The following is a 21,899-nucleotide window of genomic DNA, read 5'->3' as shown; positions in this document are numbered from 1 at the left end:
TCCACATGAATGACAAAACGTACCCAGAAAGATTTCATCTGGGTACGTTTTGTCTACAGTCTGGGATGCCAAACAAGGCATCCCCAATGCGTTATGCTGCTTTTCGTTCCCGATGTTCCCTGGCCCCGTATACAGCCCCATATACTACGAGGGCAAATAGGACAATTCCGGCCAGAATCTTATAGATTCCTGCGTAGCCTACGAGCGGCACAAGGCTCCCCAGGATGTAGGGGCCAAAGCCTACACCGAAGTCGAGGAAAATAAAGAATGTGGACGTCGCGAGCCCCATTCTGCGCGGATCGGCAACTTTGACCGAAATGGCCTGCGCACTCGACTGGAAGTTCCCGAAGCCAAGGCCGATCAGTACTCCCGCTCCGAGCAGCATGATCCCAGTGACCGATTCACTTAGAAGGATGAGCCCCGCTGCAAAAAGAAGAAGTGCAGGCACGATGACGATATTGCCGCCTTTCAGGTCCAGTAGCTTTCCGGTGAATGGCCTGGACAGCAGCACAGTGATGGCGTAGACGAGGAAGAAGAAACTTGAAGCCGTAACCAGATCCATTTCTTCGGCGTAAAACATGATAAAGCTCAGCACTCCGCCATATGCGATGGCGATAAACAGGGTGACAAACCCGATGGAAAGTGCATTTTTTTCGACGACCGACCAGATACTGAAGCGCCTCTTCCCTTCTTGTCCTTGGATGGCTTCCATCCCCTCATCCGCCTTGATCGTGATGGCAAGGATAAACGAGGCGAGGGCCAGAATCGTACAGAAAAGGAAGAGCATCGAAAATGGCAGGTGCTTTGCCAGCAAAATCCCGAGGAATGGACCCAGAGCAGCGCCGAGAACGGAACTCAGGCTATAGTATCCAATCCCTTCCCCCCTGCGGTCCGGAGGCAGAACCCGGGCGACTATAGATCCTGTTGCAGTCGAACCGATTCCCATTCCCATACCGTGGATAAACCGGATCAGCAGGAGGAGCGGCAGATTAAAAGCAAGGAAATAGGTTGCGCCGGAAATGACATAAAGAAGCGTTCCCGCGATCAGAACTTTTTTATTGCCGACCTTTTCAACGAGAGGACCGGCTATGAAGCGTGCCATGAGCGCTCCGATGATATAGGAACCCGAGACGAGACCTGCCGTGCCGGCATCCGCACCGAATCTGTCAGCGGCAAAAGGCCCGATGGTCACCATTAATAGATACATGACGATAATCAGGAAAAAGTTAATAAGTGAAGCAAAGATAAAATCTTTCGTCCAAAGCTGGTGTTTCTGCATAGACAGCCCTCTTTCTACTCTTCATGAAACAGATTCAACCTAAAAAAGCGCCATATTATAAGCGGCGCTGCATCTCCACGAAGCGTACAGACATGTTTTCCTGTTCTTGCTCAGAAATGTCACCGATCACTTCACGCTCGAGCTTTTCAATGTCTGATGACGCCTTTTCATACACTTTTCGTCCGTGATCAGTCACCAGGATGATCTTGGCCCGCCGGTCCTGCCCAGGCCTGGTTTCGATCAGACCGTTCTCCAGCAGCTGCTGGATCGTTCTGGAGACTGTCGGCTTCTCGACAAACTGCCGTGCCGCAAGCTCAGCCGGTGTCATCTCTTCCTGCTCTGCAATCAGCCGGAGAGCCGACCATTGGGGTACAGTCAGTCCGACTTTGGACAGAACATCTGCCGTCCTCTGGATAAACGGCCGGTATAAGTCGGTGAACCTCCTGAAAAACAGCTGATGCGCTTTGAGTTCCATAGAATCCTCCATTATTACAAGTAGTTAGTTTTGCTAACTAATATTATCATGGCCGTGGCCTGACTGTAAAGTTTCTGTCTTTACAGAAAGAATACACAGAAAAGAAAAAAAGCAGATGATTACTTACCATCCGCTGCGTCATTTAATAATATGGGCTCGGTTGAAGCTTTCTCGACTGACAGATCTGCTGTGTAGTCCAGTTTCATCTTTTCCAGCTCAAGTTTCATTTTTTCGGTTTCGGCAATAAAGTTCTGCTGCTTGAGTTTTTCAAGTTCAATCTCATCTTGGAGCCTGTCTGCCTCATATCTTGCCATTCTTCTCTTATGGTCTGTAATGATTGCGCTGAGTGGTACCGTCATCACAATCATTACAATTAAGATCGCTCCTGTCATGGTTAAACAGCTCCCCTGGTTCCTTTTTATAAAGATACGGATGATTCTTAGTAAAAGATTCAACTAATTAATTGAAAAAATATTTTGCGCCAGATTCTTATTGATTAAAAATCTAAACTGTTGCATAATAATTCTTAACATTCGCATTGGGGGCGTTTCGGATGAAGAAAAGGCGGATTGTCGTCAAAATCGGCAGCAGCTCATTGACAGATACATGCGGGGGACTGTCGAAACCGAAGGTCCAGGAGCATGTTGCGGCAATCGCTTTACTTATGGAAGCCGGCCATGAAGTGGTCTTGGTTTCTTCAGGTGCTGTTGCCGCAGGTTTCAAGGATCTCGGATATGCCGTCCGTCCGGGCACGACTGCCGGCAAACAGGCCGCCGCCGCAGTCGGACAGGGGCTGCTCATGCAGGCATACACAGATGCCTTCCGCAGTCACGGCATTGTGACGGCTCAACTGCTGCTTACAAGGCAGGACCTGATGCGAAAGGAACGCTTCCACAATACCGGCAGGATGCTCGAAGAACTTCTTCACCGGGGGGCCCTGCCGATTGTGAACGAAAATGATTCGGTGTCGGTCGAAGGAATCACGTTCGGAGACAACGATATGCTCTCTGCACTCGTTGCAGGCCTGGTGCATGCAGATTTCCTCGCCATACTCACCGACGTCAACGGCCTCTACGACGGTAATCCGAACACCGATCCGGATGCCAAAAAATACACCTTTATCCCGGAAATCCACGACGGACTTCTCCGACAGGCGTCAGGTGCGGGATCTTCTGTCGGCACTGGCGGCATGCGATCGAAGGTGCTGGCCGCCAGGACAGCGGGCAGCCTGGGCGTCCATGTTTTCATCGGGACGGGAGACGGAGCCGAAAAACTTTTCGATATCGTGGAAGGACGCGGCGACGGCACTTATATCGGCATCTCCTCGCTGATGTCCGGCAAAGATTCCAAACGGTGGATGGCATTATGCTCAGTGCCTGCAGGGAGCATCAAAGTGGACGGCGGCGCGGCACGTGCCCTCGCCGGAAAAGGCACCAGCCTCCTGCCTGTCGGAATCACTTCAGTAAACGGGAACTTCAAGCAGGGCGAAGTGGTCAATGTCCTTGACGAGGACGGTGAACTGATCGGCAGGGGCATGGTAAACTACCCTGCAGACACCGTCAGCAAAATCATCGGCAAACCGGGAGACGAAGCCATGAAAATATCCGGCGGAACGACCCCGGAAGTCATCCACTGCAACCGGTGGATCCATCTCAAAACCAAGGAGGCGGTTCGATGACGAACGTACAGGCCACACATACCGATGAGCTGCATGTAAAAGGGAAAAACGCAAGGCAAGCAGCCGCTGTCTTGGGAGGGCTGCACACAACTGCAAAAGATGAGGCGTTAAAGGCGATTTCCCAAGGACTCCTGGACAATGTGCCGGCGATTCTCGAAGCGAACCGGGCGGATCTGGAAGCCGGGCGCAGAGCAGGACTGTCTGAATCTCTCCTCGACCGACTGATGCTTGATGAAGCCCGAATTAACGCGATGGCAGATGCACTGAACGATCTCACACAACTCACCGACCCGGTCGGCCAAGTGCTGGAGGATTGGGAACGGCCAAATGGATTGAAACTGTCCACTGTACGCGTTCCCCTCGGCGTTGTCGGGATCATCTATGAGGCGCGTCCGAATGTCACGGTCGATGCGGCAGCACTGTGCCTGAAAACCGGAAACGCCGTGATCCTGAGAGGCAGTTCTTCAGCCATCCATTCCAACATGGCTCTGGTCAGCGTCATCCGGAGTTCACTTGCGACAGCAGGACTGCCTGAAGATGCCGTACAGCTCGTGGAAGACACGAGCCGGGAAACCGCAGCGCGTCTCTTCAAGATGAATGATGTCCTGGATGTACTGATCCCCCGCGGCAGTGCAAAATTGATCCGGACCGTGGTCAATCAGGCAACTGTTCCGGTGATTGAGACCGGCGCCGGAAACTGCCATGTCTACATCGATGAAGCCGCTGATAAGGACATGGCAATCAGCATCGCGGTCAATGCCAAGACGCAGCGGCCTTCCGTCTGCAATGCGGCGGAGAAGATCCTGATTCATCAGAAATGGCCCCACACGGCAGAACTTGTCGCGGCACTCCAATGGGAAGGCGTCGTCGTGCACGGCGACGAAGCAGTGAACAACCTTGCTGACGGCGTGCTCGTCGCGTCAGACGAAGACTGGGGATTGGAATACCTCGACCTTGAGGTCGCCATCAAAATCGTTTCTTCCACCGAAGAAGCGATTGCCCACATCAATACGTACGGCACTCGTCACTCGGAAGCCATTGTGACGTCCAGCCTGGCTGACGCAAAAACGTTCCAGCTCGGAGTGGATGCCGCAGCGGTCTACCACAATGCCTCCACCCGCTTCACAGACGGATTCGAGTTCGGTTTCGGAGCGGAACTCGGGATCAGCACCCAGAAGCTGCATGCGCGAGGGCCGATGGGCCTTCCTGCCCTCACTTCCGTAAAAACACTCATTTCAGGAAACGGACAGTGCAAGTAATCTTTCGCCATGTTTAGTGAATTTCCTGCAGGACAGAAAAAGCCGGCTCCAATTTTGGAGCCGGCTTTTTCATGACACCATTTTCAGACCAACCACGCCTGCCAGGATGACGAACAGGCTGAGGAGCCGCTGCAGATTCCGTGGTTCGCCAAACAGCAGCATATTCAGCAGGACTGCCCCGGCCGTACCCAGACCGACCCAGACCGCGTAGGCAATGCTCAATTGAAGATAACCAAATGATTGGTACAACAGAAAAAATGACAAACCGAATCCCCCACCGTACATCAGCAGATTCATCCAGGTTTTTTTCTTGCTGTATAAATTCAAACCGACTGCCCCGATCACTTCAAACAGTGCGGCAGCCCCGACAAACATCCAGCCCATCACGCATTCACTCCCTTTTCTTCTTTTTTATCAGCCATTTTAAGGGAGATCACTCCTGCCACGAGCAAAAGGATAAAGAACAGCTTCGCTTCGTTCATCGTTCCTCCGAACAGATACACATCCATCACCACTGTTCCGACCGCCCCTGCCGCAGCGAAGACCGCATAAACCGTTCCGGTAGGCAACTTTTCACAAGCCTTCGCCAGAAAATGAAAATCCGTAATAATGATTCCGAGAATCAATGCCCAGTGCCACCACCTGTCCGCCATACTGAATCCATAAACCCATAGCAGTTCAAATATACAGGTGAGAATCACGTAGAACCATGCATTTTTCATATTCATCCCTCCACATATGAATGACTTTCAGTCATTTTTACTTGAAAAAACAACGCCTTACTTCCGTAAAGCGTGAATGACAAACTCATTAACTGCTTCCTGTTGTTTGCGTTCTTCAGCTGCATCAAAGGAATCAAACAGGTAGATCTGTTCGGCTGCGGATTCGGCAAGTCCGATGATCAGTCTTGCCGTCCGGTGCGGGTCGGTCTCTCGGATTTCACCTTGTAACTCCCACTCCTCAATCATCGAAGATACTGTCATGTAAAGCGGCCGGTAAATCTCTTCCCATTCCCTGACATGCTCTGTGGCGGAGAGACCGGCATAAACAAGAGTGGATACATCACGGTATTCATCAGTAACGGTAAATACGGCACCGATCATTTCCCGCAATTGGCCGGTCCAAATATTTTCAGTGTTAACACTTTGGCGGATGGCCTCTTCCATGCGGGCCGCCATTTTCTCGGCAATGGCCGGCATGACAGAAAGCTTGGATGGAAAGTACAGATAAAATGTCCCTTGTGCAATCTGGGCTTTTTTCACGATATCGGAGATTTTGGTTTTTTCAATTCCGTTTTCCCGAAATACCTCAATTGCGGCATGAATGATTCGCTCACGCTTATCCACCCAATCACCTCACAGTTTCATGACTGACTTTCATTCATTTTATATTGACCATTTAAAACTGTCAATCTTGCAGTCCGGTTTACCGGCTTTCATGCAAGGCAATACTTGTCGTATATTCCCCTGTTTCCAACATAAAGGAGGAAGTGGAAACCATGTCACCAGAACACAAATATAGCCATTGGAAAAAGAACTTATGGGCAGGCATTTTGTTCGGACTCGGATTTGTCGCATTTATTGATGAGACCATCTTCCACCAGCTGCTTCACTGGCATAAGTTCTACGACCGGTCAACGACTTCCATCGGCCTGATCTCCGATGGTCTGTTCCACGCATTCAGCTGGTTCGCCACAGTGGGCGGCCTATATTTGGTCGCAGACCTGATGCGCCGCCATGTGTTTTGGCACAAGATGTTTTGGGGAGGCAAGTTGCTTGGCGGAGGCGGATTCCAGCTGTATGACGGGATCATCCAGCATAAGCTGATGAGGATTCACCAGATCCGCTACCATGTTGACATTCTGCCATACGACCTCATTTGGAACATCACTGCAGTCATCATGATCATTGCGGGGCTGCTCCTGATACGCAGCGCCAAAAAGGAAAGCAGACGGACAAGCGGAGGCGAGACACTTGCATCATGAACAGCCGTTCCTGCCCGCTGTCCTACAGATTCTCGTCATGCTGTTTGCGATTTCAGGTGCAGTTGGATACTTGATCCTGACGCTCCGGACAAACAGGGTCAAGCGGCTAAGACGTTGGCCTGCATGGAGGTTTATCCTATGGCTATCAGGGACAGTAATGGTCTCGCTTGTTTTTGCAGGACCGTTTGCCGAGGCTGCCCATTATGATTTTCGCCTCCACATGGCCGGCCACCTGTTGCTTGGGATGCTTGCGCCGCTCCTGATCGCCCTCTCTGCCCCTGTCACCCTTCTGCTCCGTGCACTTCCGGTACTGGCGGCCAGGCGTGTGACAAATGTGCTGCGCCATCCGATCGCGCAATTTTACCGGAACCCCGTAACGGCATCCGTGCTGAACATCGGCGGACTGTGGCTTCTTTACGCCACACCCCTGTTCCAGCTGATGCATCAACATCTGTGGCTCTACCTGCTCGTCCACCTGCATGTATTCGCTGCAGGCTATCTGTTCACCATCTCGATGATCTACATCGACCCTGCCCCGCATCCGTGCAGCCATCTGTTCCGGACGGTCGTTTTCATCTTCACGCTTGCCGCACACGGTATACTGAGCAAGTACATTTACGCGAAACCTCTTACCGGGTTTCCGGCTGATGAAGTCCGGGAAGGCGCCATGCTCATGTATTACGGAGGTGACCTGGTCGACCTGGTCATCATCATCCTGCTGTTCCGCAGCTGGTATCGGTCAACCGCTCCCCGACATTCCTATCAAAAAATTGAATCATCTTAATGGCTCCCCTACACTGTAGTAGGAACACCGCAACGAATGAAAGGGGCTGCGTGTATGAGCAAACAGGTGAATTTGGGAAAATCAGGACTTAACGTAAACCCGATCGGTCTTGGTACGAACGCGGTCGGCGGCCACAATCTGTACCCGAATCTGAGTGAAGAGACAGGCCGGGAACTTGTGCGCACGGCGATCAGCCACGGCATTAATTTTCTGGATACTGCATTTATTTACGGAATGGGCCGTTCTGAAGAGCTCGTTGGTGAGGTGGTACATGAATCCGGCAGGCGACAGGAACTGGTGATTGCCACAAAAGGGGCACACCGACAGTCCGGGGACGGCATCGTCGTCGATAACTCTCCTGCCTTCCTCCGCGAGGAAGTGGAAAAAAGCCTGAAGCGGCTACAGACCGACTATATCGACCTTTACTACATCCACTATCCTGATGAGGACACACCAAAAGCAGAAGCTGTCGGTGCGTTGAAAGAACTAAAGGATGAAGGCAAGATCCGTGCAATCGGTGTCTCGAACTTTACCACTGAGCAGCTGCAGGAAGCCAACCGGGACGGCTATGTGGATGTATTCCAGGGAGAGTATAATCTTCTCGAGCGCGGAGCAGAGAAAAGCTACTTTCCGTACACTTCCGAGCATGGAATTTCTTTCGTCCCCTACTACCCGCTTGCTGCAGGTCTTCTCGCCGGGAAATACAGCGGCAATGAGACATTCGACGATCTCCGGAAAAACCAGGCTCGTTTCCAGGGTGATACGTTCAGACAAAATGTACGGCGCGTAGACAAGCTTCGGCCCATCGCCGAAACCCACAACGCAGAAATTGCACATATTGTCCTCGCCTACTACCTCGGAAAAGGACCGATTGATTCCATCATTCCGGGTGCCAAGCGTCCTGAGCAGATACTCGACAACCTGAAGGCACTTGATGTGAACCTCTCCGAACAAGAACGAAATGAAATCGAATCCATCTTCTCATGATCTGAATGATGCAACAGCCGGTTCCTCCTTCATAGGAACCGGCTGTTGTTTCATCATAAAAAACGCACAAGGCAGCAAATCGCCTTGTGCGGTATATGAACAAATTCATTCTGTCGTCATGCAATCTCAGGAGCCGCCTGCACTTCGTCATCAACAAGAGAGTGCCTTTGCCAGGCGCGGCTCTTCCAGCGAAGGGCCATGATAATCCCTCTGGTCCATTCGTCAGCTGCAATGGCGAGCCAGACGCCGACAAGACCTAGATCCAGGACAAATACGAAGAAGTAGCCAAGCGGAAGACTCATCATGACCATCGAGAGTGCAGCCATCAGCACAGGGAATCTGGCATCCCCGGATGCACGCAGAGAGTTGATGATGACGATATTGAACGTTCTTCCGGTTTCCAAAAGAAACGCAAGCAGGAGAACGGACGCACCGAGTTCAATGATCGCCTCGTTGTCCGTAAAGAGCCGCATCAGCGGATAGCGGAACGTCATGACGAGTGCGACCATGATGATGGTAAACAGGAACGCCCATTTCAGGCTTTTCCAAAGCCCGCTATAGGCTTCTTCCTTATTCCCGGCTCCGACAAGACGGCCGGTGATGATGGAAGTCCCGAGACCGATCGCCAATGCGAACAGATAGCTGAACATCGAAATGTTCACCGCATACTGACGGGCGGCAAGCGCTTCTATTCCGAGATGCGTCACATAGTAAAGGAAAACAAGCTGGCATCCCTGATACAGAATCTGCTCAAACGCACTCGGAAGCCCGATGTTCAGTATCTTTACAATGTAGGATTTCGTCCACGTGATGTAGTATCTGAATTCAATCTTATATTCCATCACCCGGTACAGCAACCAGAAAAAGACGAACACGGCGATGATCCGGCTGCCGACCGACGAAATCGCAGCCCCCTGCACGCCGAGTTCCGGTAGGCCGAACTTGCCGAAGATGAGGGCATAGTTCCCGACCACGTGAATGATGTTCATGCCGAGGGATACGAACATCGTCTGTTTCGTGAATCCATGCACCCGGATCACGGCAGCAAGGGAATTAATAATGGCCTGCAGGAAAATCGCACCGCCAACAATGGACAAGTACGCTTCGGCATGAGCAAGCACTTCGCCCTGCAGATTCATGGCAGTCATCAGCCGGTTCGTGAACAGCATAAACATGACACTGAGACCCAGGCCGACAAGAAGGTTCAATGAAACCGCCAGACCGGAAATTTTCGCGGCTTCTATATATCGCCTGGAACCAAGGTACTGGGAGACGACGATCGCCGCTCCGTTCCCGACGACCTCAAGCACAAGGATTGCGATATGAATATACTGGTTGGCAGCCCCGACTCCGGAGACGGCATCATCCGACAGCGAACTCAACATGAAGGTATCGGTCAACCCCATCAGCATGAACAAAAACAACTCAAGAAAAATCGGCCACGTCAGATGATACAGGCTCAGTTTGTTTTCCTGGCCGCCAACTGCAGTCGCAGACATCGCATTTCCTTCTTCCTTTTTTTAGAATCAAAACAGGAAATATCATACCATGCCGACTCCGTGTTGGGAACCACTTTAACTCGGGTTTTTCGATGAAAGATTAGATGGTTTATTTTGTATTTTAAATCTGATATGATAAGTAGGAATTCAAATATGAAAGGATGATGGCCCAATGGCACAAGTCGAAAGCTTCCTTCTGGACCATAACAAGGTGATTGCCCCGTATGTCCGGCTTGCAGGCACAGAGCAGCATACAAAAGGCGCATCGCTTCAAAAATATGACCTTCGCTTCCTTCAGCCAAACAAAGATGCCATGCCGACTTCTGCGGTTCATACACTTGAGCACCTGCTCGCCACGTATATGAGAGATGAAATCGAGGGAATTGTCGATATCTCCCCGATGGGATGCCGCACCGGTTTCTATATGATCATCTGGGATGAGCATGACCCTGCAGATATTGCACGAGCACTGAAGGCGACACTTGAAAAAGTGATTGAAACCGAAACTGTCCCGGCCGTATCCGCACTGGAATGCGGCAACTACAGGGACCACTCCCTGTTTGCAGCAAAAGAATATTCCAAGCAAGTTCTGGATGCCGGAATCAGCATTGATGCATTCGAACGCAAATTTGCGGAACCTGTAAACTGAAAAAAGGAGACTCCCCCGCGGAGTCTCCTTTTTGGTTTCTCTATGGATCTTTACGCCTCTGTTACCGGAAGCTTTCCGTTTGGCAGCATCAGCGAGACAAGAACAGTGAGAACTGCCGAAACGAGGACTCCCCAGAGGATTCCCGCTGTCACCGACACGACAGCGCCCGCAAGAATACCGGCCCTTGCTCCCCATACGCTGACACGGCTGTTCCGTTCCCCCATTTCAAATTTCTCCGACTTCCTTTGCTTCCACAGGAGCCCTACAATCAGCACAGGAACAACGCCGCCGCCCGCCATTGTATAGGCCAGAGAAAACAAGTCGATGATCGACTCGAACAGCAGGGCTGCCCCGATCGAAAATACTCCGACCAGAAGGACGCACCATCGGGTCAGGTTCACGTAAAAAGACTCTTCCCTTTTCTTCATATTCGGAATGACCAGGTCATTCACGATGACAACGGAAGCCGCGTGAAGAAGGGAAGATGCGCTTGAGATAGCTGCCAAAAAGACGAGGAGGAAAAAAGCCAGAACCGCGACCGGTGTCAGTTCCTCCAGTATAAAGTATGAGATGGCCTGATTCGGATCAAGGGACTGATTCTTTGTATAGACGACAATCCCCGCAAGCGTCGTGAGTGAAGTGAATACAATGGCGACGATACCGCCGATCAGCATCGCCCGGCTCGCCACCTTCGGACTCTCCGCCGCAAAACATCGCTGCCAGTAGACCTGCGCTGCCAGGATTCCGAATACGCCGGTCACAAACAGACTCAACACTTCCATAGCAGAGAGGTTCAGTGCTGCCAGATGGAGCCCGCCGACATCGGCAAGCTGGCTCTGCAGTGCCGAATAACTGAAATCAACCTCACTGAATATCCGGTAGTAAAACCAAAGCGCAATCACGATGAGGAGCGAACCCTGAATGAAATCCGTCCACACAACAGAATACATGCCGCCAACTGTCGTATAGACGATGAACACCCCGGAGAAGAGAAGGATCATCGGCAGCGGTTCGGTTCCTGTGAATGTGGAGAAAAGCGCACCCATCCCGATAGCCTGGCCGCTTGTCCAAGCGATCATGATTGCAGAAGTCAGGATGGCGATCAGCGCCCGGGCAATCCGGTCGCGCAATATCAGGTCATCCATCATCTCCGCAATCGTGACATATGTAAATCGTGCTGCAAAGCCGGCAAATACGAGGGCAAATAAAACCTTGGCTCCCTGCTCCCCAAAAACAAACGGGATATTCGCCACCCCGATCTCATAACCTTTGGCGGAGTGTCCGACAAAATTTCCGACTCCCATGATGGTTGCGATGTCTGTGAAGAGAATCAGAAAAAAGGGAAGTGTTCCGCCGGCAATCGCATACTGCACAAAACTTTCAGCCGACTTTTTTCTGAACATGAATGCGACCGCAATAAATAGTGCGCATAGCACTATTGTCATTCCCCATATCCAAACTGAAGTATTCATGAGTTCCCCCCATTCCGATATCTTTCCCCTCCCTTCCACAACTTTCGCCCGGATTCCTTTTTTTTATGGAAATTACTGTTTTACGTCCAATACAAAGAAGGCCGTGCGACTGCACAGCCTTTTCTGCATCTATTCTTTTTGTTTATTCTCCAGCCGGACCTCCACCCATTTCCTCACACTGTTGATCAGCCAGATTCTTGTGGCAGATTCCAGGTCGGTCAGGTGCAGCTCTTTTTCATTGATGGTGCCTTCCTCCAGCAGAAAGCCGCGGTAAGTGCCTGCAAGCAGTCCGGTGGATACCGGAGGTGTCCAGAGCTTGCCGCCGATTTCCAGCACCAGATTGCCATTGATGAATTCCGTCAGCTGTCCTTCCTTATTCCATAAAAGGACATCATGGCAGCCGGTAACTGCATGCTGATCATAGACGGTCCGATGGGTCGTTTTATGGTAAAGGAACGGATTTTCCCTGTCGACCGGGTCATTTGCAAGAATCACTTTTGGGAGCCTGGGGCTCTGGGTGATCTTTTGACCTTCCACGGACATGTTGCCATCCGGGCCGAGCACGAAGCGGACTTTATAAGCGCCTTCGGGCAGTTCTTCTGCGAGCTGATTCAGCTTTTCCGAGATAGCTCCAAGGTCAAAAGAAAAACCGAAATAGTGTGCAGAGCGCAACATCCGGTGCAGATGCGCCTCTTTCAGGAAATAACGGCCATCCTCAAGCAGAAAACTTTCCAAAAGGTTGAACTCCGGGCGGTCAAGCTTCAGAAAGCTAGACTTGGCAAGGATTTCTCCATACTCCTCTTCACTGGTCGAATCCCACGTGATGCCGCCCCCCACACCGTAAGTTGCATTTCCGCTTGCCTGTTCGATCATCACCGTTCGGATCGGGACGTTAAACACGGCTTCACGTTCCGGTGTGATGAATCCGATTGCTCCGCAATATACTTCCCGCGGAGACTGCTCAAGATGTGAGATCAGATTCATCGTACTGACCTTGGGTGCGCCAGTGATGGACCCGCAGGGAAATAGCGCTCCAAATACATCGATCAGATCTGTTCCTTCCTCCAGTTCCGCCTCCACAGTGGAAGTCATCTGATGCACGGTCGGATAGCGTTCGATTTCAAAAAGCTTCGGAACGTCCACACTTCCCGGCTTGGCAATTCTGCCAAGATCGTTCCTTAAAAGATCGACGATCATCACATTTTCAGCCTGGTTTTTCTCAGAATGGGCCAGCCACTCGGAGAGCGCCTGATCTTCTTCTGATGTCTTCCCTCTCTTTACCGTACCCTTCATCGGCTTTGCCGTAATCCGGTTGCCTGTCACCCTGAAGAACAACTCAGGAGAAGCCGACAGCACGGAGTGTTCACCGGTGTTGATATACGCACTGTAGTTGCAGGATTGTGCCCGCTTCATCCGTTCAAACAGTGCGACTTCGTCTCCCCTGAACCGGCTGTTCAGCCGGATGGTGTAATTCGTCTGGTAGGTTTCCCCGTATTCGATGGCCTGCCTGATGGAACGGATCGCCTCCCTGTACGCCTGCTCCCCGGTATCCGGCTTCCAATCAGAGACCTCGCACTGGCCTGATGCGATAAGTTCGCTGTATTCAGGCTCCCCGAAAATCCCGAACCACAGGAGCGGCATCTTGTTTCCCTCTTTGACCCTGTATGCCGGATCAAAGGCAGGTGCTGCTTCATAGGAAAGATATCCTGCGGCATACCAGCCATCTTCCACTGCTTTCTGGATGTTCCGCAGTGCGGGAATCACTTCCCCGACATGCTCAGCCTTGATCACCCGCACAGGGTTACGGAATGTTCTGGGGATGATTTTCCCGTCATGGGATGCGTATTCAAACGACAGGACAGGTTCTGGCTTGCCATTATTCAGCATTGGCCATCACCTCCCGCCTTTCTGAAGCCAAAAAGAAATTCCGGAGCATGTCCAATCCGCATTCAGTCATGATGGCTTCCGGATGAAACTGGACGCCCTCTACCGGATACATTTTGTGTCGGATTCCCATGATTTCTCCATCTTTAGTTCTGGCGGAAACTTCCAGACAGTCCGGAAGCGTTGCTTCCTCAACTACCAGGGAGTGGTACCTGGCCACAGTGAGCGGTGAAGGGAGTCCCGCGAATACGCCACGGCCGTCGTGTGTGATCTGTGAAGTCTTGCCGTGGACCGGCCGGCTGCCTTTGATGACCCTTCCGCCGAATGCCCTGGATATTACTTGCTGTCCAAGACAGACGCCGAGAATCGGTATTTCATTGTGGAACCGGCGGACAACCTCCAGACAGATGCCGGAAGTATCGGGATTGCCCGGGCCGGGAGAAATCAGGATCGCTTCAGGTGCCATCTCCAGGATTTCCTCGGCAGTCATTTCGTTATTTCTGCGCACTGAAACTTCCAATCCGATGCGGCGAAGGTATTGGACAAGATTAAAAGTGAACGAATCAAAGTTATCAATAACAAGTATCATAGGTAGTCTCCATTTATGGGTTATTCCGTGTCCTCCTCAGTATAAAGCGCCCCACTCTTTCCGTACATAGCAGAAAGCCGGATGGATCCCGACAAAATGCTGTTGCTTGTCGGGACCATCCGGCTCGTATTAACGATTACACTGAGTCTCGCAATCTCTGAGAGCATTCCTCAACACGAGGACCCTCTCTTTCTCATAGATGCCTTCCAGATACAGCGAGTGCCACTCCCCCAGCACATGCTCCAATTCATCCAGATAATCGTTGAGCTTGTCAGCCTGCCGGTCAAGGATGGCTGAATAGGCATCCCGAAACAGCCTGGTGACTTTTTCTGTTTCTCCGATCCGGCTGAGCTTCGTACGGATTTCCGGCTCGGAGGAAAGTAGGCCTGCTGCATGAAGCGTATGAATCATGGCGATGTCCGCCATATCCTGAAGCGGGTCGATTTTCAGCGGCCTCTCCCGGAATGCGATTTCGCGCCCGAGCTCCTCGGATAACAACGGATTCTTAGATATGTAATAAGGTGACAATGAAGCATACAAAGCCGGCGTCAGAGGGTGATCAGGGTTTCTCCTGACCAGCTCTTCGGCAGTTCTCACCGTTTCGGGGGACCAGTCCGTCCCTTCCGTATCTTCCTGCATGAGACGGTAGCTGATCAGCACCAGCTCCTTGCCCGGCGTTTTTCCCGCCAGCATGGACAGATGTTTTCCGTCCGTCATCATTCCCTTGCTGTCGGAAGGGATCAGGTTTGCTGCTCCCAACAGGAGATTGACGATGGCAAATGTCAGCAGGACACCGGATGGCAGGATCGTATATACAAGTGCAACTGAAATGGTTGCAGCGATGATATTGGCTGCCGGCCCCCCGGCCACATACCGTTTCAGCACATTTTCCATCTGTTCTGCAGTGATTTCTGCAGGAAAGCGCAACATGGCACGGCCCAGGTATCCGAGCGCAGGCTTTTGGAAAATGATCCGGTTTTTTTCACCAGAACGGATGACGACTAAAGGGCCGATGCTCATATTCATGAACTTCATGCCCGATACGGCACCGGCGATGGCATGTCCGAATTCATGGATAATCAGTGCCAAAACAGCACTGACGACTATGGCCGTGAGGATGACCAGAGTATTTTTCAAGTCTATTACAGGTTCGTGGATAAACAGATAGGGAAGGAACACAGGCCACAGGACAACGCCGATGGCAAGCCCGGCCAATGTCTGTCCGAGACTTTTCTTTTTTTGTCCCGTCCCCTTATCCCGGGATGCTGTCACCAAATCGGTTCCTCTTCATTCGTGACTTCAATGAGGCGCGGATAAACCAGATTGAAGACAACCGCAACCAGCAACATGCCCCCGATCAAGGTCAGCCAGTTCATTTCAAAAAACACATTGAGCAGCATAGGAATCAGTATCAGAAAAGGCATGAAGGCTCCCCGTTTTCTTGAAGCGGAAGTCAGATGCTGTTCCTGTTTGCAGTTTGGACAGGTCATCGTCGGCTTCAGGGTATACATCGCGCGCAATGTCTCCCTGAAGGACCAACGATGACGGCAATTTGCACAGATCGGCATGCCGATCCCTCCTTTCGTTACCGGTGCCTCAGCGACCGGATCATGAAAATGATCATTGGAGCAAACATGAGGACTAGGAAAAACGGAAGAAATCCGATGCCTAGAGAATCTTCCTCGCCGAGTGCCACTTGAGTTGAAAGGTAGCTCAGATAAATGAAGACGAGGACCACCAGGTTCTTGAGGACATTCAGCATCATCCTGGAATTGCGGTACTGAAACTCGATGTTGCGTTCATTCAATTCCGCCATGTAATTATGCTTTTCCGGGTATTTCTCAAGGACGGTCATCCCGATCCAGAGTAAGCCCGCGATGATGGGCAGCATCACAAGTTCCCATTTGGATCCCCAGCGGTCCACTTCTCCTGCCCCATTAAAATGGGCCGGAACTTCTGCCGGCAGGTCTCCCCATATCCAGATCAGATAACCTGTGCCCGCGGCGAATAACAGAATGGCAGCCCAGTCCATAATTCGTTCCAACCCTGTCTTCGGTATGTCCAATTTTGGACGATCATAGGATTTCACGACCATCACCTCTAACTTTATATACGGCCCACCTCCACGCCAGGTTTCACGTTTCTGTACCCATCACGCCGGAAATTCCGGTTTCGCATTGCATACAACTGCTGAAACGGGTATAGGACAGTAACCACGCGACCGGAAGGAGGCACGATCATGAACCCTGCAATCATTATTCCTGCCTATAACCCGGATCACAGCCTGCCGGCGTATATCCGCCAACTCAGGCAACAAGGAAATTTACGGATCATCATTGTCGACGACGGAAGCGCCTTTCCGCTGAAACCGATCTTTGATTCCATCCGGGGAATAGAAGGATGCACGGTACTCACTCATGGACGAAATATGGGCAAGGGAGCCGCGCTTAAAACGGCATTCCGCCACGTTTGGGAACAGTGTGAAGAAGTCACCCATGTCATAACTGCCGACGCCGACGGACAACATACCGCTGATGATGTTATCAGGGTAACCCGGGAAACCGTCAAATCGGCCAGGGGGCTGGTATTGGGAGTCAGGGATTTTATACACCCTGACATCCCGGGAAGAAGCCTGTTCGGTAATCGGCTGACTTCCCGGCTGTTCAAGATGCTCTTTGGCACACGGCTTAATGATACCCAAACCGGCCTGCGGGGAATTCCCCGCAGGGAAATCCGCTGGCTCATGACGATCAGGGGAGAAAGATATGATTATGAAATGAATTCGCTGATCCATGCCGTGCGGGAAGATGTAGAAATCCGGGAAGTGGGAATAAGAACCATTTATCTCGACGACAATGCCAGTTCCCATTATCGCCCTGTACAGGACTCGGTCCGAATCTTCCTGAAAATCATCTCAGGCTACTTCAATGGACGCTCATTGTACGTCAGTTCCGCAGAACGGGAGTTTGCCGAAGAAACTTAATTCAAACCAGCCTGTCCGGCAGACCGGACAGGCTTTTATTATTTGGACACAAAAGAAGCCTCGCGGCAACTGGTGCCACGTGCGTCTTTTGAAGTATATTCACCCGGAAATCACACAGCTCACCAGTGCCCCTAGTGAGTTGTCGTACCGCTCATCTCATCAAGGACCTCGTCAGGAATATCAATGCCTTTTACCTCATTCATCCGGAGATATCGCAGACGGTAGCCGATGGTCTCTGACTGATCCATTTCCTTTCCGGTGACGGTATAGCGGAACTCCTTCATCATCGATGTTTTTCCATCCAGCCGTACCTCGAGCCGGCTGCTGGTTGCTTCCGGACTGATCGACCGAAATGAGATGGACAATGTTTTCTTGAATGAATCAAACAACTTTTGGCTGTCCCCTTCATATATAATCCGGTTTCCGGTCTGATCTGTCTTCAGCTCCCCTTCCACTTCCCTCAACAGCTGGACGATGTCCATATAGCGGACCGACGGGAGATCATCAGCGGTGATGTCTTCAGTACTCCTGTTTGTCCATCCGTCTCCCAAGTTGATCACAAGGCGTTCTCCTGCCTGGTAGTATTCCAGTTTGGATGTATTTTCCCGGGAGACGACTTCAGGCATCTTCTCGTAGACGGCGTGCATCTCCGGCATATCGAAATCTGCGACCCTGATTTTCCCGGTTGTTGTTTCCTGCTTGCCGCCTCTGTTTTCCGACGTGATTTCCACTTCCATTTCGTAGGAGTCCACTTCTGAAATGGTGCCAAGCAGTTCACCTATCAGTTCCTTACCTGATTTTCCGCTTTCTTTCCCTTCCTCCTCTTCACTTCCGCATCCAAACAGGAAGAGGGGGAATATTAATAGAAACACTAGTTTTTTCATCTGTATCCCTCCGGCTGTTCGCTCTTACTTTACCCGCCGGACGAAAAAAGAACCTGCCCAGAGGCAGGTTCCCTTCTGTTTTATTCAATTCCATCCGGATACCTCTTCTCAAGAAATCTGATGGTACTCTGGATCATTTCTTTAAGGACTTCCTGGTTGATATCATCCAGCTTGTTGATATAGACACAAGCCTTCCCGGATGAGTGCTTGCCAAGGCGCGAAAGCTGCTCTTGACGCTCCGTATCATCGGCCGTGACATAAAGGCTGATTTTGGATTTTCTGGGTGAGAACCCGACAAGCGGCGCGTCCCCTTCATGGCCCGTTGCATATCGATAGTGATACTTGCCGAATCCGATGATACTCGGCCCCCACATTATCGGTTCCTTGCCGGTCGTCTCTGAAAACAGATCAAGAAGACGGTAGGCGTCCTCTTTTTTCCGCGGGTGATCGACCTGCTCGATGAATTCGATGACGCTGTTGTCCGACGGTTGGGTCTTCTGTTTGTACAACCGAAATCCCTCCCCGGGTTATTCCCAGACGTAAGGCGTTTCCTGGTACACATAATAATTCAGCCAGTTCGAGAAAAGCAGGAACGTATGGGAACGCCACGTATTGAGTGGAATGTTCTCCGGATCGTCGTCCGGGAAATAGTGCTCGGGAATGGCTGTGCCAAGACCCTTGTCCTGATCCCGCTGATACTCGATCGCAAGCGTATCTGCATCGTACTCCAAATGTCCGGTGATCATAATATGCCTTTCGTCTTTGGATACGATGATGAAGGCGCCCGCCTCGTCCGACTCGGACAGAAGATGAAGCTTTGGATGGTTCCGGATGTCTTCCGAATCCACTTCGGTATAGCGGGAATGCGGAGCGACGAAGAGGTCATTGAATCCTCTTGCCAGCCGCACAGTCGGATCTGAGATGGTATGCCGGTATACCCCAAAACATTTTTCCGGAAGCGGCCGCTTTCCGATTCCGTAGAAATGGTAAAGAGCCGCCTGTGCACCCCAGCAAATATTGAGAAGCGATGTGACATTTTGCTCAGACCATTCAAAGATCTCTTCTAACTCGCTCCAGTAGTTCACTTCTTCAAAATCCAGATGTTCGATCGGCGCGCCAGTGATGATCATCCCATCGAACCTTCGATGCCTGATCTCTTCGAACGTGACATAGAATGCATCCAGATGCGACCTGCTTGTATTTTTCGACTGATGGCTCGCCATCGTCATGAATGTGACATTCACCTGGAGCGGCGTATTGCCGAGAAGCCGAAGCAACTGGAGTTCAGTACGCTCTTTCTCAGGCATAAGATTCAGGATCAGGATATTCAGAGGACGGATGTCCTGAGAAACTGCCCGGTCCGAGTCCATGACAAATATCTTCTCTTCCTGAAGCTTTATTGCGGCAGGAAGGTCTTTCGGTATGTTGATCGGCATGTCCGATTTCCCCCTTCTTGGCAGGTTGTCTATATGAAGGCATATGAATAAACCGCAATACCCAAATGATAGACGATTCCGACGCCGAATGGTAGGAGAAAGTTTCAGACGACTTCGATTAGTTTGGCAGGATCATTCCTGTGCAGACGATAATATTCAACGGCGGCGGGGATGTAGTCGGCAAAATCCGGGCATTTGATGCCGGCCGGTTCGAGGTCTCTCTGTGCTTCCGTGCAATCATACACCGCTTCGAGCCGGAAGTAATCGAGCGTCTCCTTCTCCACCTTCACCCATCTCCGCAACGGAGGGAATGACAGCATGATCCGAATTGTCGAATGGGGCATCGTGAATGAAGGCGCTTTCCCGGTGAGCGCCTGGGAAATCAGCCGGAAAGCTTCTTTTGCCTGATAGGGATTGGGATCAGTCAGATGATACACTTTGTCCGCACCGACAGGATGACGGGACAGATAAACGGTAGCTTCTACAATGTAGTCAACCGGAACCAGATTGATCAGCGCCTGCCCTTTACCCACATAGGGGATCGGCATCCGTGAAAACTTGTCCAGATAGCGCATCATGAAATACGGGCCATCGAACTTGGCGGTTTCACCGGTTTTCGAATCTCCGAGGACGATGCCCGGACGGATGATGGTGGTCGGTATGCGGTCTCTCATGTACTGGACCAGCACTTCCGCATCATGTTTCGTTTTTTCATAGTGATTTTTAAATGTCTGCCCAAGTGCCAGCTCGTTTTCATAAATGGTGCCTTTCCGGTCGCCGGATACGTACGCGGTGCTGAAATAGACGTATCGTTCCAACGCTTTGCATTCCAGAACCCAGAGATTCACATTCCTCGTCCCCGTAACATTCACCGATTGTGCGATGCGATCATGGACGGCAAGGTCGTAGATGGCCGCCAGATGGAAAACGTGCGTCACGGTTTCTTTCAGCCGTTCTGAAACTGCCTTTTCTAATTTAAGATTGGTCTTCGTGATATCGCCGGCATGGATTCTGAAACGTTTGGTGCGTTTGTTTCCCCTGAGTCTCTGGACAATGCGCTCCGCCTCCGGAATGGCAGATTCATGGACAAGCAGCTCAAACTCGGACTCCGGCTCCTCCTCGGCAAGCCTGCCGATCAACCGGGTCGCGAGAAACCCCGGAAATCCGGTAAAGAAATAAATTCGCTTCACCAACTCCTGTATACCTCCCCCGTATCATCTCTTTCATGAGCCCGTTGGAACGATTGACTATGCCGGTTTTTCCACACCGCCGATCCTGATTCCTTCCCGTTCAGAAAGAAAGTCAAAACAAGATGCGTTATCACCTATTTCGACAGCCGTTTCATAATAGACAAACAGGGAAAACACAAACTATCACAGATAGGGAGGGTTCTGAATGCCGGGAAGAAATGACAATGGCCCCGACAAGTACTTTGATGACCGGGCAGGTACCGACAAAGCCAATTATCACGTCGTTCCGGATGATGGGAATTGGGCGTTGAAAAAAGAAGGCGAAGAAGAGCAGATGATGCAGGAGAATGACAAGTCCCGCGTCGTAGCACGCGCCAAAGAATTGGCGGAGGAATACGGCAGCATGGCCATTATCCATGATGATGAGGGGAAAATCGAAGATCAGATTGAATATTGATGACTTGGACGGGTCTGCTTTGCAGGTCCGCCTTTTTCTTTTGGTATAATGGAAATATCGGCTACAAGGAGGCAGCGACATGCAGGACGAGATGAATTCCATGCCCGACGGCGAAAGTGAACTTGATGAAGAGACGCTGTTTATCGTCTCCCAGACGTTTAAGGCACTGTCAGATCCGACACGGCTACGGATCCTGAATCTTCTTTCGGAACACGAGTATCCGGTCAACGAAATCGCCGCTCGGCTTTCCCTGCTTCAGAGCACGGTCTCCCATCAGCTGCGCTTTCTGAAGAATCTGCGGCTCGTCAAATACCGAAGAGAAGGTACATCCCTGCATTATTCCATCGATGATGAACATGTCGTGGACCTGCTTCGGGATGCAATTGATCACGCCAGACACCATTAGAAAG

At 51.2% G+C, this 21,899-nt stretch carries 26 protein-coding genes; 9 read left to right on the top strand and 17 right to left on the bottom strand.

Annotation, left to right across the window (positions count from 1 at the left end; all coding sequences use genetic code 11):
• Positions 1–91 precede the first annotated feature (91 nt).
• From DZC51_RS16175 to DZC51_RS16165, 3 genes are all read right to left on the bottom strand, one after another.
• Positions 92–1,279 (bottom strand): MFS transporter, encoded by a 1,188-nt coding sequence (locus tag DZC51_RS16175; RefSeq protein ID WP_157297512.1) that lies wholly within the window; start codon positions 1,277–1,279, stop codon positions 92–94.
• Positions 1,280–1,334: 55 nt separating this feature from the next.
• A complete protein-coding gene (locus DZC51_RS16170) occupies positions 1,335–1,754 on the bottom strand; it encodes a MarR family winged helix-turn-helix transcriptional regulator (RefSeq protein WP_157297511.1) in 420 nt (139 codons plus the stop codon).
• A 119-nt stretch (positions 1,755–1,873) separates the two neighbouring features.
• A complete protein-coding gene (locus DZC51_RS16165; RefSeq protein WP_157297510.1) occupies positions 1,874–2,146 on the bottom strand; it encodes a hypothetical protein in 273 nt (90 codons plus the stop codon).
• A 161-nt stretch (positions 2,147–2,307) separates the two neighbouring features.
• On the opposite strand from DZC51_RS16165, the gene proB reads away from it, so the two are divergent.
• A complete protein-coding gene (gene proB, locus DZC51_RS16160) occupies positions 2,308–3,432 on the top strand; it encodes a glutamate 5-kinase (protein WP_157297509.1) in 1,125 nt (374 codons plus the stop codon).
• Positions 3,429–4,691 carry a glutamate-5-semialdehyde dehydrogenase gene (locus DZC51_RS16155; RefSeq protein ID WP_157297508.1) on the top strand — a complete coding sequence of 421 codons (1,263 nt, stop codon included), beginning with the start codon at positions 3,429–3,431 and terminating at the stop codon, positions 4,689–4,691. The genes proB and DZC51_RS16155 overlap by 4 nt, the downstream gene beginning before the upstream one ends.
• Before the next feature lie 69 nt (positions 4,692–4,760).
• Here DZC51_RS16155 and DZC51_RS16150 read toward each other — a convergent pair whose 3' ends face one another.
• The 3 genes from DZC51_RS16150 to DZC51_RS16140 are packed head-to-tail and all read right to left on the bottom strand — an operon-like array spanning position 4,761 to position 6,037.
• On the bottom strand, positions 4,761–5,075 hold the full coding sequence (locus DZC51_RS16150) for a DMT family transporter (RefSeq protein WP_157297507.1): 315 nt from the start codon (positions 5,073–5,075) through the stop codon (positions 4,761–4,763).
• A complete protein-coding gene (locus DZC51_RS16145) occupies positions 5,075–5,413 on the bottom strand; it encodes a DMT family transporter (RefSeq protein ID WP_157297506.1) in 339 nt (112 codons plus the stop codon). Before DZC51_RS16145 ends, DZC51_RS16150 begins: the two co-directional genes overlap by 1 nt.
• Before the next feature lie 57 nt (positions 5,414–5,470).
• A complete protein-coding gene (locus tag DZC51_RS16140; protein WP_157297505.1) occupies positions 5,471–6,037 on the bottom strand; it encodes a TetR/AcrR family transcriptional regulator in 567 nt (188 codons plus the stop codon).
• Positions 6,038–6,189: 152 nt separating this feature from the next.
• On the opposite strand from DZC51_RS16140, the gene DZC51_RS16135 reads away from it, so the two are divergent.
• The 3 genes from DZC51_RS16135 to DZC51_RS16125 are packed head-to-tail and all read left to right on the top strand — an operon-like array spanning position 6,190 to position 8,446.
• Complete coding sequence (locus DZC51_RS16135) at positions 6,190–6,675, top strand: DUF2243 domain-containing protein (protein ID WP_157297504.1); 486 nt, start codon at positions 6,190–6,192, stop codon at positions 6,673–6,675.
• Positions 6,665–7,459, top strand: coding sequence for a cytochrome c oxidase assembly protein (locus tag DZC51_RS16130; protein WP_157297503.1), 795 nt, complete (start codon positions 6,665–6,667; stop codon positions 7,457–7,459). The genes DZC51_RS16135 and DZC51_RS16130 overlap by 11 nt, the downstream gene beginning before the upstream one ends.
• Before the next feature lie 54 nt (positions 7,460–7,513).
• Positions 7,514–8,446 (top strand): aldo/keto reductase, encoded by a 933-nt coding sequence (locus DZC51_RS16125; RefSeq protein ID WP_157297502.1) that lies wholly within the window; start codon positions 7,514–7,516, stop codon positions 8,444–8,446.
• 116 nt (positions 8,447–8,562) lie between these two features.
• Here DZC51_RS16125 and DZC51_RS16120 read toward each other — a convergent pair whose 3' ends face one another.
• Positions 8,563–9,945 (bottom strand): MATE family efflux transporter, encoded by a 1,383-nt coding sequence (locus DZC51_RS16120; RefSeq protein ID WP_157297501.1) that lies wholly within the window; start codon positions 9,943–9,945, stop codon positions 8,563–8,565.
• A gap of 172 nt (positions 9,946–10,117) precedes the next feature.
• Between DZC51_RS16120 and DZC51_RS16115 the strand changes: the two genes are divergently transcribed.
• Positions 10,118–10,594, top strand: a complete 477-nt coding sequence (locus DZC51_RS16115) for an S-ribosylhomocysteine lyase (RefSeq protein ID WP_157297500.1) — start codon at positions 10,118–10,120, stop codon at positions 10,592–10,594.
• Between the two features lie 50 nt (positions 10,595–10,644).
• On the opposite strand, the gene DZC51_RS16110 is transcribed toward DZC51_RS16115, so the two are convergent.
• From DZC51_RS16110 to DZC51_RS16085, 6 genes are all read right to left on the bottom strand, one after another.
• Entirely contained in the window at positions 10,645–12,066 is a 1,422-nt protein-coding gene (locus tag DZC51_RS16110) for a sodium:solute symporter family protein (RefSeq protein ID WP_157297499.1), read from the bottom strand.
• A gap of 129 nt (positions 12,067–12,195) precedes the next feature.
• On the bottom strand, positions 12,196–13,953 hold the full coding sequence (gene pabB, locus DZC51_RS16105; protein ID WP_157297498.1) for an aminodeoxychorismate synthase component I: 1,758 nt from the start codon (positions 13,951–13,953) through the stop codon (positions 12,196–12,198).
• Entirely contained in the window at positions 13,943–14,539 is a 597-nt protein-coding gene (locus DZC51_RS16100; protein WP_157297497.1) for an anthranilate synthase component II, read from the bottom strand. The genes pabB and DZC51_RS16100 overlap by 11 nt, the downstream gene beginning before the upstream one ends.
• A 129-nt stretch (positions 14,540–14,668) precedes the next feature.
• Positions 14,669–15,814, bottom strand: a complete 1,146-nt coding sequence (locus tag DZC51_RS16095) for a M50 family metallopeptidase (protein WP_157297496.1) — start codon at positions 15,812–15,814, stop codon at positions 14,669–14,671.
• Positions 15,808–16,107, bottom strand: coding sequence for a TIGR04104 family putative zinc finger protein (locus tag DZC51_RS16090; protein ID WP_157297495.1), 300 nt, complete (start codon positions 16,105–16,107; stop codon positions 15,808–15,810). Before DZC51_RS16090 ends, DZC51_RS16095 begins: the two co-directional genes overlap by 7 nt.
• Positions 16,108–16,124: 17 nt before the next feature.
• A complete protein-coding gene (locus tag DZC51_RS16085) occupies positions 16,125–16,634 on the bottom strand; it encodes a DUF1648 domain-containing protein (RefSeq protein ID WP_232524166.1) in 510 nt (169 codons plus the stop codon).
• Positions 16,635–16,778: 144 nt separating this feature from the next.
• Between DZC51_RS16085 and DZC51_RS16080 the strand changes: the two genes are divergently transcribed.
• A complete protein-coding gene (locus DZC51_RS16080; protein ID WP_157297493.1) occupies positions 16,779–17,522 on the top strand; it encodes a glycosyltransferase family 2 protein in 744 nt (247 codons plus the stop codon).
• A gap of 131 nt (positions 17,523–17,653) precedes the next feature.
• Here DZC51_RS16080 and DZC51_RS16075 read toward each other — a convergent pair whose 3' ends face one another.
• The 4 genes from DZC51_RS16075 to DZC51_RS16060 all read right to left on the bottom strand — a co-directional run bounded on the left by DZC51_RS16075 (position 17,654) and on the right by DZC51_RS16060 (position 21,032).
• Positions 17,654–18,406, bottom strand: coding sequence for a hypothetical protein (locus tag DZC51_RS16075; protein ID WP_157297492.1), 753 nt, complete (start codon positions 18,404–18,406; stop codon positions 17,654–17,656).
• Positions 18,407–18,486: 80 nt separating this feature from the next.
• A complete protein-coding gene (locus DZC51_RS16070) occupies positions 18,487–18,915 on the bottom strand; it encodes a DUF1801 domain-containing protein (protein ID WP_157297491.1) in 429 nt (142 codons plus the stop codon).
• 18 nt (positions 18,916–18,933) lie between these two features.
• The gene (gene metA / locus DZC51_RS16065; RefSeq protein WP_157297490.1) at positions 18,934–19,842 is read right to left on the bottom strand and encodes a homoserine O-acetyltransferase MetA; all 909 of its coding nucleotides are present in this window, start codon (positions 19,840–19,842) and stop codon (positions 18,934–18,936) included.
• Between the two features lie 104 nt (positions 19,843–19,946).
• A complete protein-coding gene (locus DZC51_RS16060) occupies positions 19,947–21,032 on the bottom strand; it encodes an SDR family oxidoreductase (RefSeq protein ID WP_370513708.1) in 1,086 nt (361 codons plus the stop codon).
• Positions 21,033–21,237: 205 nt separating this feature from the next.
• Here DZC51_RS16060 and DZC51_RS16055 point away from each other — a divergent pair, with 205 nt between their 5' ends.
• Positions 21,238–21,489, top strand: a complete 252-nt coding sequence (locus tag DZC51_RS16055; protein ID WP_157297488.1) for a DUF2188 domain-containing protein — start codon at positions 21,238–21,240, stop codon at positions 21,487–21,489.
• Between the two features lie 79 nt (positions 21,490–21,568).
• Positions 21,569–21,895 (top strand): ArsR/SmtB family transcription factor, encoded by a 327-nt coding sequence (locus tag DZC51_RS16050; RefSeq protein WP_232524165.1) that lies wholly within the window; start codon positions 21,569–21,571, stop codon positions 21,893–21,895.
• Positions 21,896–21,899: the final 4 nt, after the last annotated feature.

It is taken from the genome of Bhargavaea sp. CC-171006 (genome assembly GCF_009761675.1).
GTDB lineage: Bacteria > Bacillota > Bacilli > Bacillales_A > Planococcaceae > Bhargavaea > Bhargavaea changchunensis.
Note: the sequence above shows the minus strand (reverse complement) of the source record. Positions and strands in the feature narration are given on the sequence as shown.

Coding starts and splice junctions, on each gene's coding strand:
- DZC51_RS16175 (WP_157297512.1), bottom strand. CDS start 1,279: ATGCAGAAACACCAGCTTTGGACGAAAGATTTTATCTTTGCTTCACTT.
- DZC51_RS16170 (WP_157297511.1), bottom strand. CDS start 1,754: ATGGAACTCAAAGCGCATCAGCTGTTTTTCAGGAGGTTCACCGACTTA.
- DZC51_RS16165 (WP_157297510.1), bottom strand. CDS start 2,146: ATGACAGGAGCGATCTTAATTGTAATGATTGTGATGACGGTACCACTC.
- proB (WP_157297509.1), top strand. CDS start 2,308: ATGAAGAAAAGGCGGATTGTCGTCAAAATCGGCAGCAGCTCATTGACA.
- DZC51_RS16155 (WP_157297508.1), top strand. CDS start 3,429: ATGACGAACGTACAGGCCACACATACCGATGAGCTGCATGTAAAAGGG.
- DZC51_RS16150 (WP_157297507.1), bottom strand. CDS start 5,075: ATGGGCTGGATGTTTGTCGGGGCTGCCGCACTGTTTGAAGTGATCGGG.
- DZC51_RS16145 (WP_157297506.1), bottom strand. CDS start 5,413: ATGAAAAATGCATGGTTCTACGTGATTCTCACCTGTATATTTGAACTG.
- DZC51_RS16135 (WP_157297504.1), top strand. CDS start 6,190: ATGTCACCAGAACACAAATATAGCCATTGGAAAAAGAACTTATGGGCA.
- DZC51_RS16125 (WP_157297502.1), top strand. CDS start 7,514: ATGAGCAAACAGGTGAATTTGGGAAAATCAGGACTTAACGTAAACCCG.
- DZC51_RS16120 (WP_157297501.1), bottom strand. CDS start 9,945: ATGTCTGCGACTGCAGTTGGCGGCCAGGAAAACAAACTGAGCCTGTAT.
- DZC51_RS16115 (WP_157297500.1), top strand. CDS start 10,118: ATGGCACAAGTCGAAAGCTTCCTTCTGGACCATAACAAGGTGATTGCC.
- DZC51_RS16110 (WP_157297499.1), bottom strand. CDS start 12,066: ATGAATACTTCAGTTTGGATATGGGGAATGACAATAGTGCTATGCGCA.
- pabB (WP_157297498.1), bottom strand. CDS start 13,953: ATGCTGAATAATGGCAAGCCAGAACCTGTCCTGTCGTTTGAATACGCA.
- DZC51_RS16100 (WP_157297497.1), bottom strand. CDS start 14,539: ATGATACTTGTTATTGATAACTTTGATTCGTTCACTTTTAATCTTGTC.
- DZC51_RS16090 (WP_157297495.1), bottom strand. CDS start 16,107: ATGCCGATCTGTGCAAATTGCCGTCATCGTTGGTCCTTCAGGGAGACA.
- DZC51_RS16085 (WP_232524166.1), bottom strand. CDS start 16,634: ATGGTCGTGAAATCCTATGATCGTCCAAAATTGGACATACCGAAGACA.
- DZC51_RS16080 (WP_157297493.1), top strand. CDS start 16,779: ATGAACCCTGCAATCATTATTCCTGCCTATAACCCGGATCACAGCCTG.
- DZC51_RS16075 (WP_157297492.1), bottom strand. CDS start 18,406: ATGAAAAAACTAGTGTTTCTATTAATATTCCCCCTCTTCCTGTTTGGA.
- metA (WP_157297490.1), bottom strand. CDS start 19,842: ATGCCGATCAACATACCGAAAGACCTTCCTGCCGCAATAAAGCTTCAG.
- DZC51_RS16055 (WP_157297488.1), top strand. CDS start 21,238: ATGCCGGGAAGAAATGACAATGGCCCCGACAAGTACTTTGATGACCGG.
- DZC51_RS16050 (WP_232524165.1), top strand. CDS start 21,569: ATGCAGGACGAGATGAATTCCATGCCCGACGGCGAAAGTGAACTTGAT.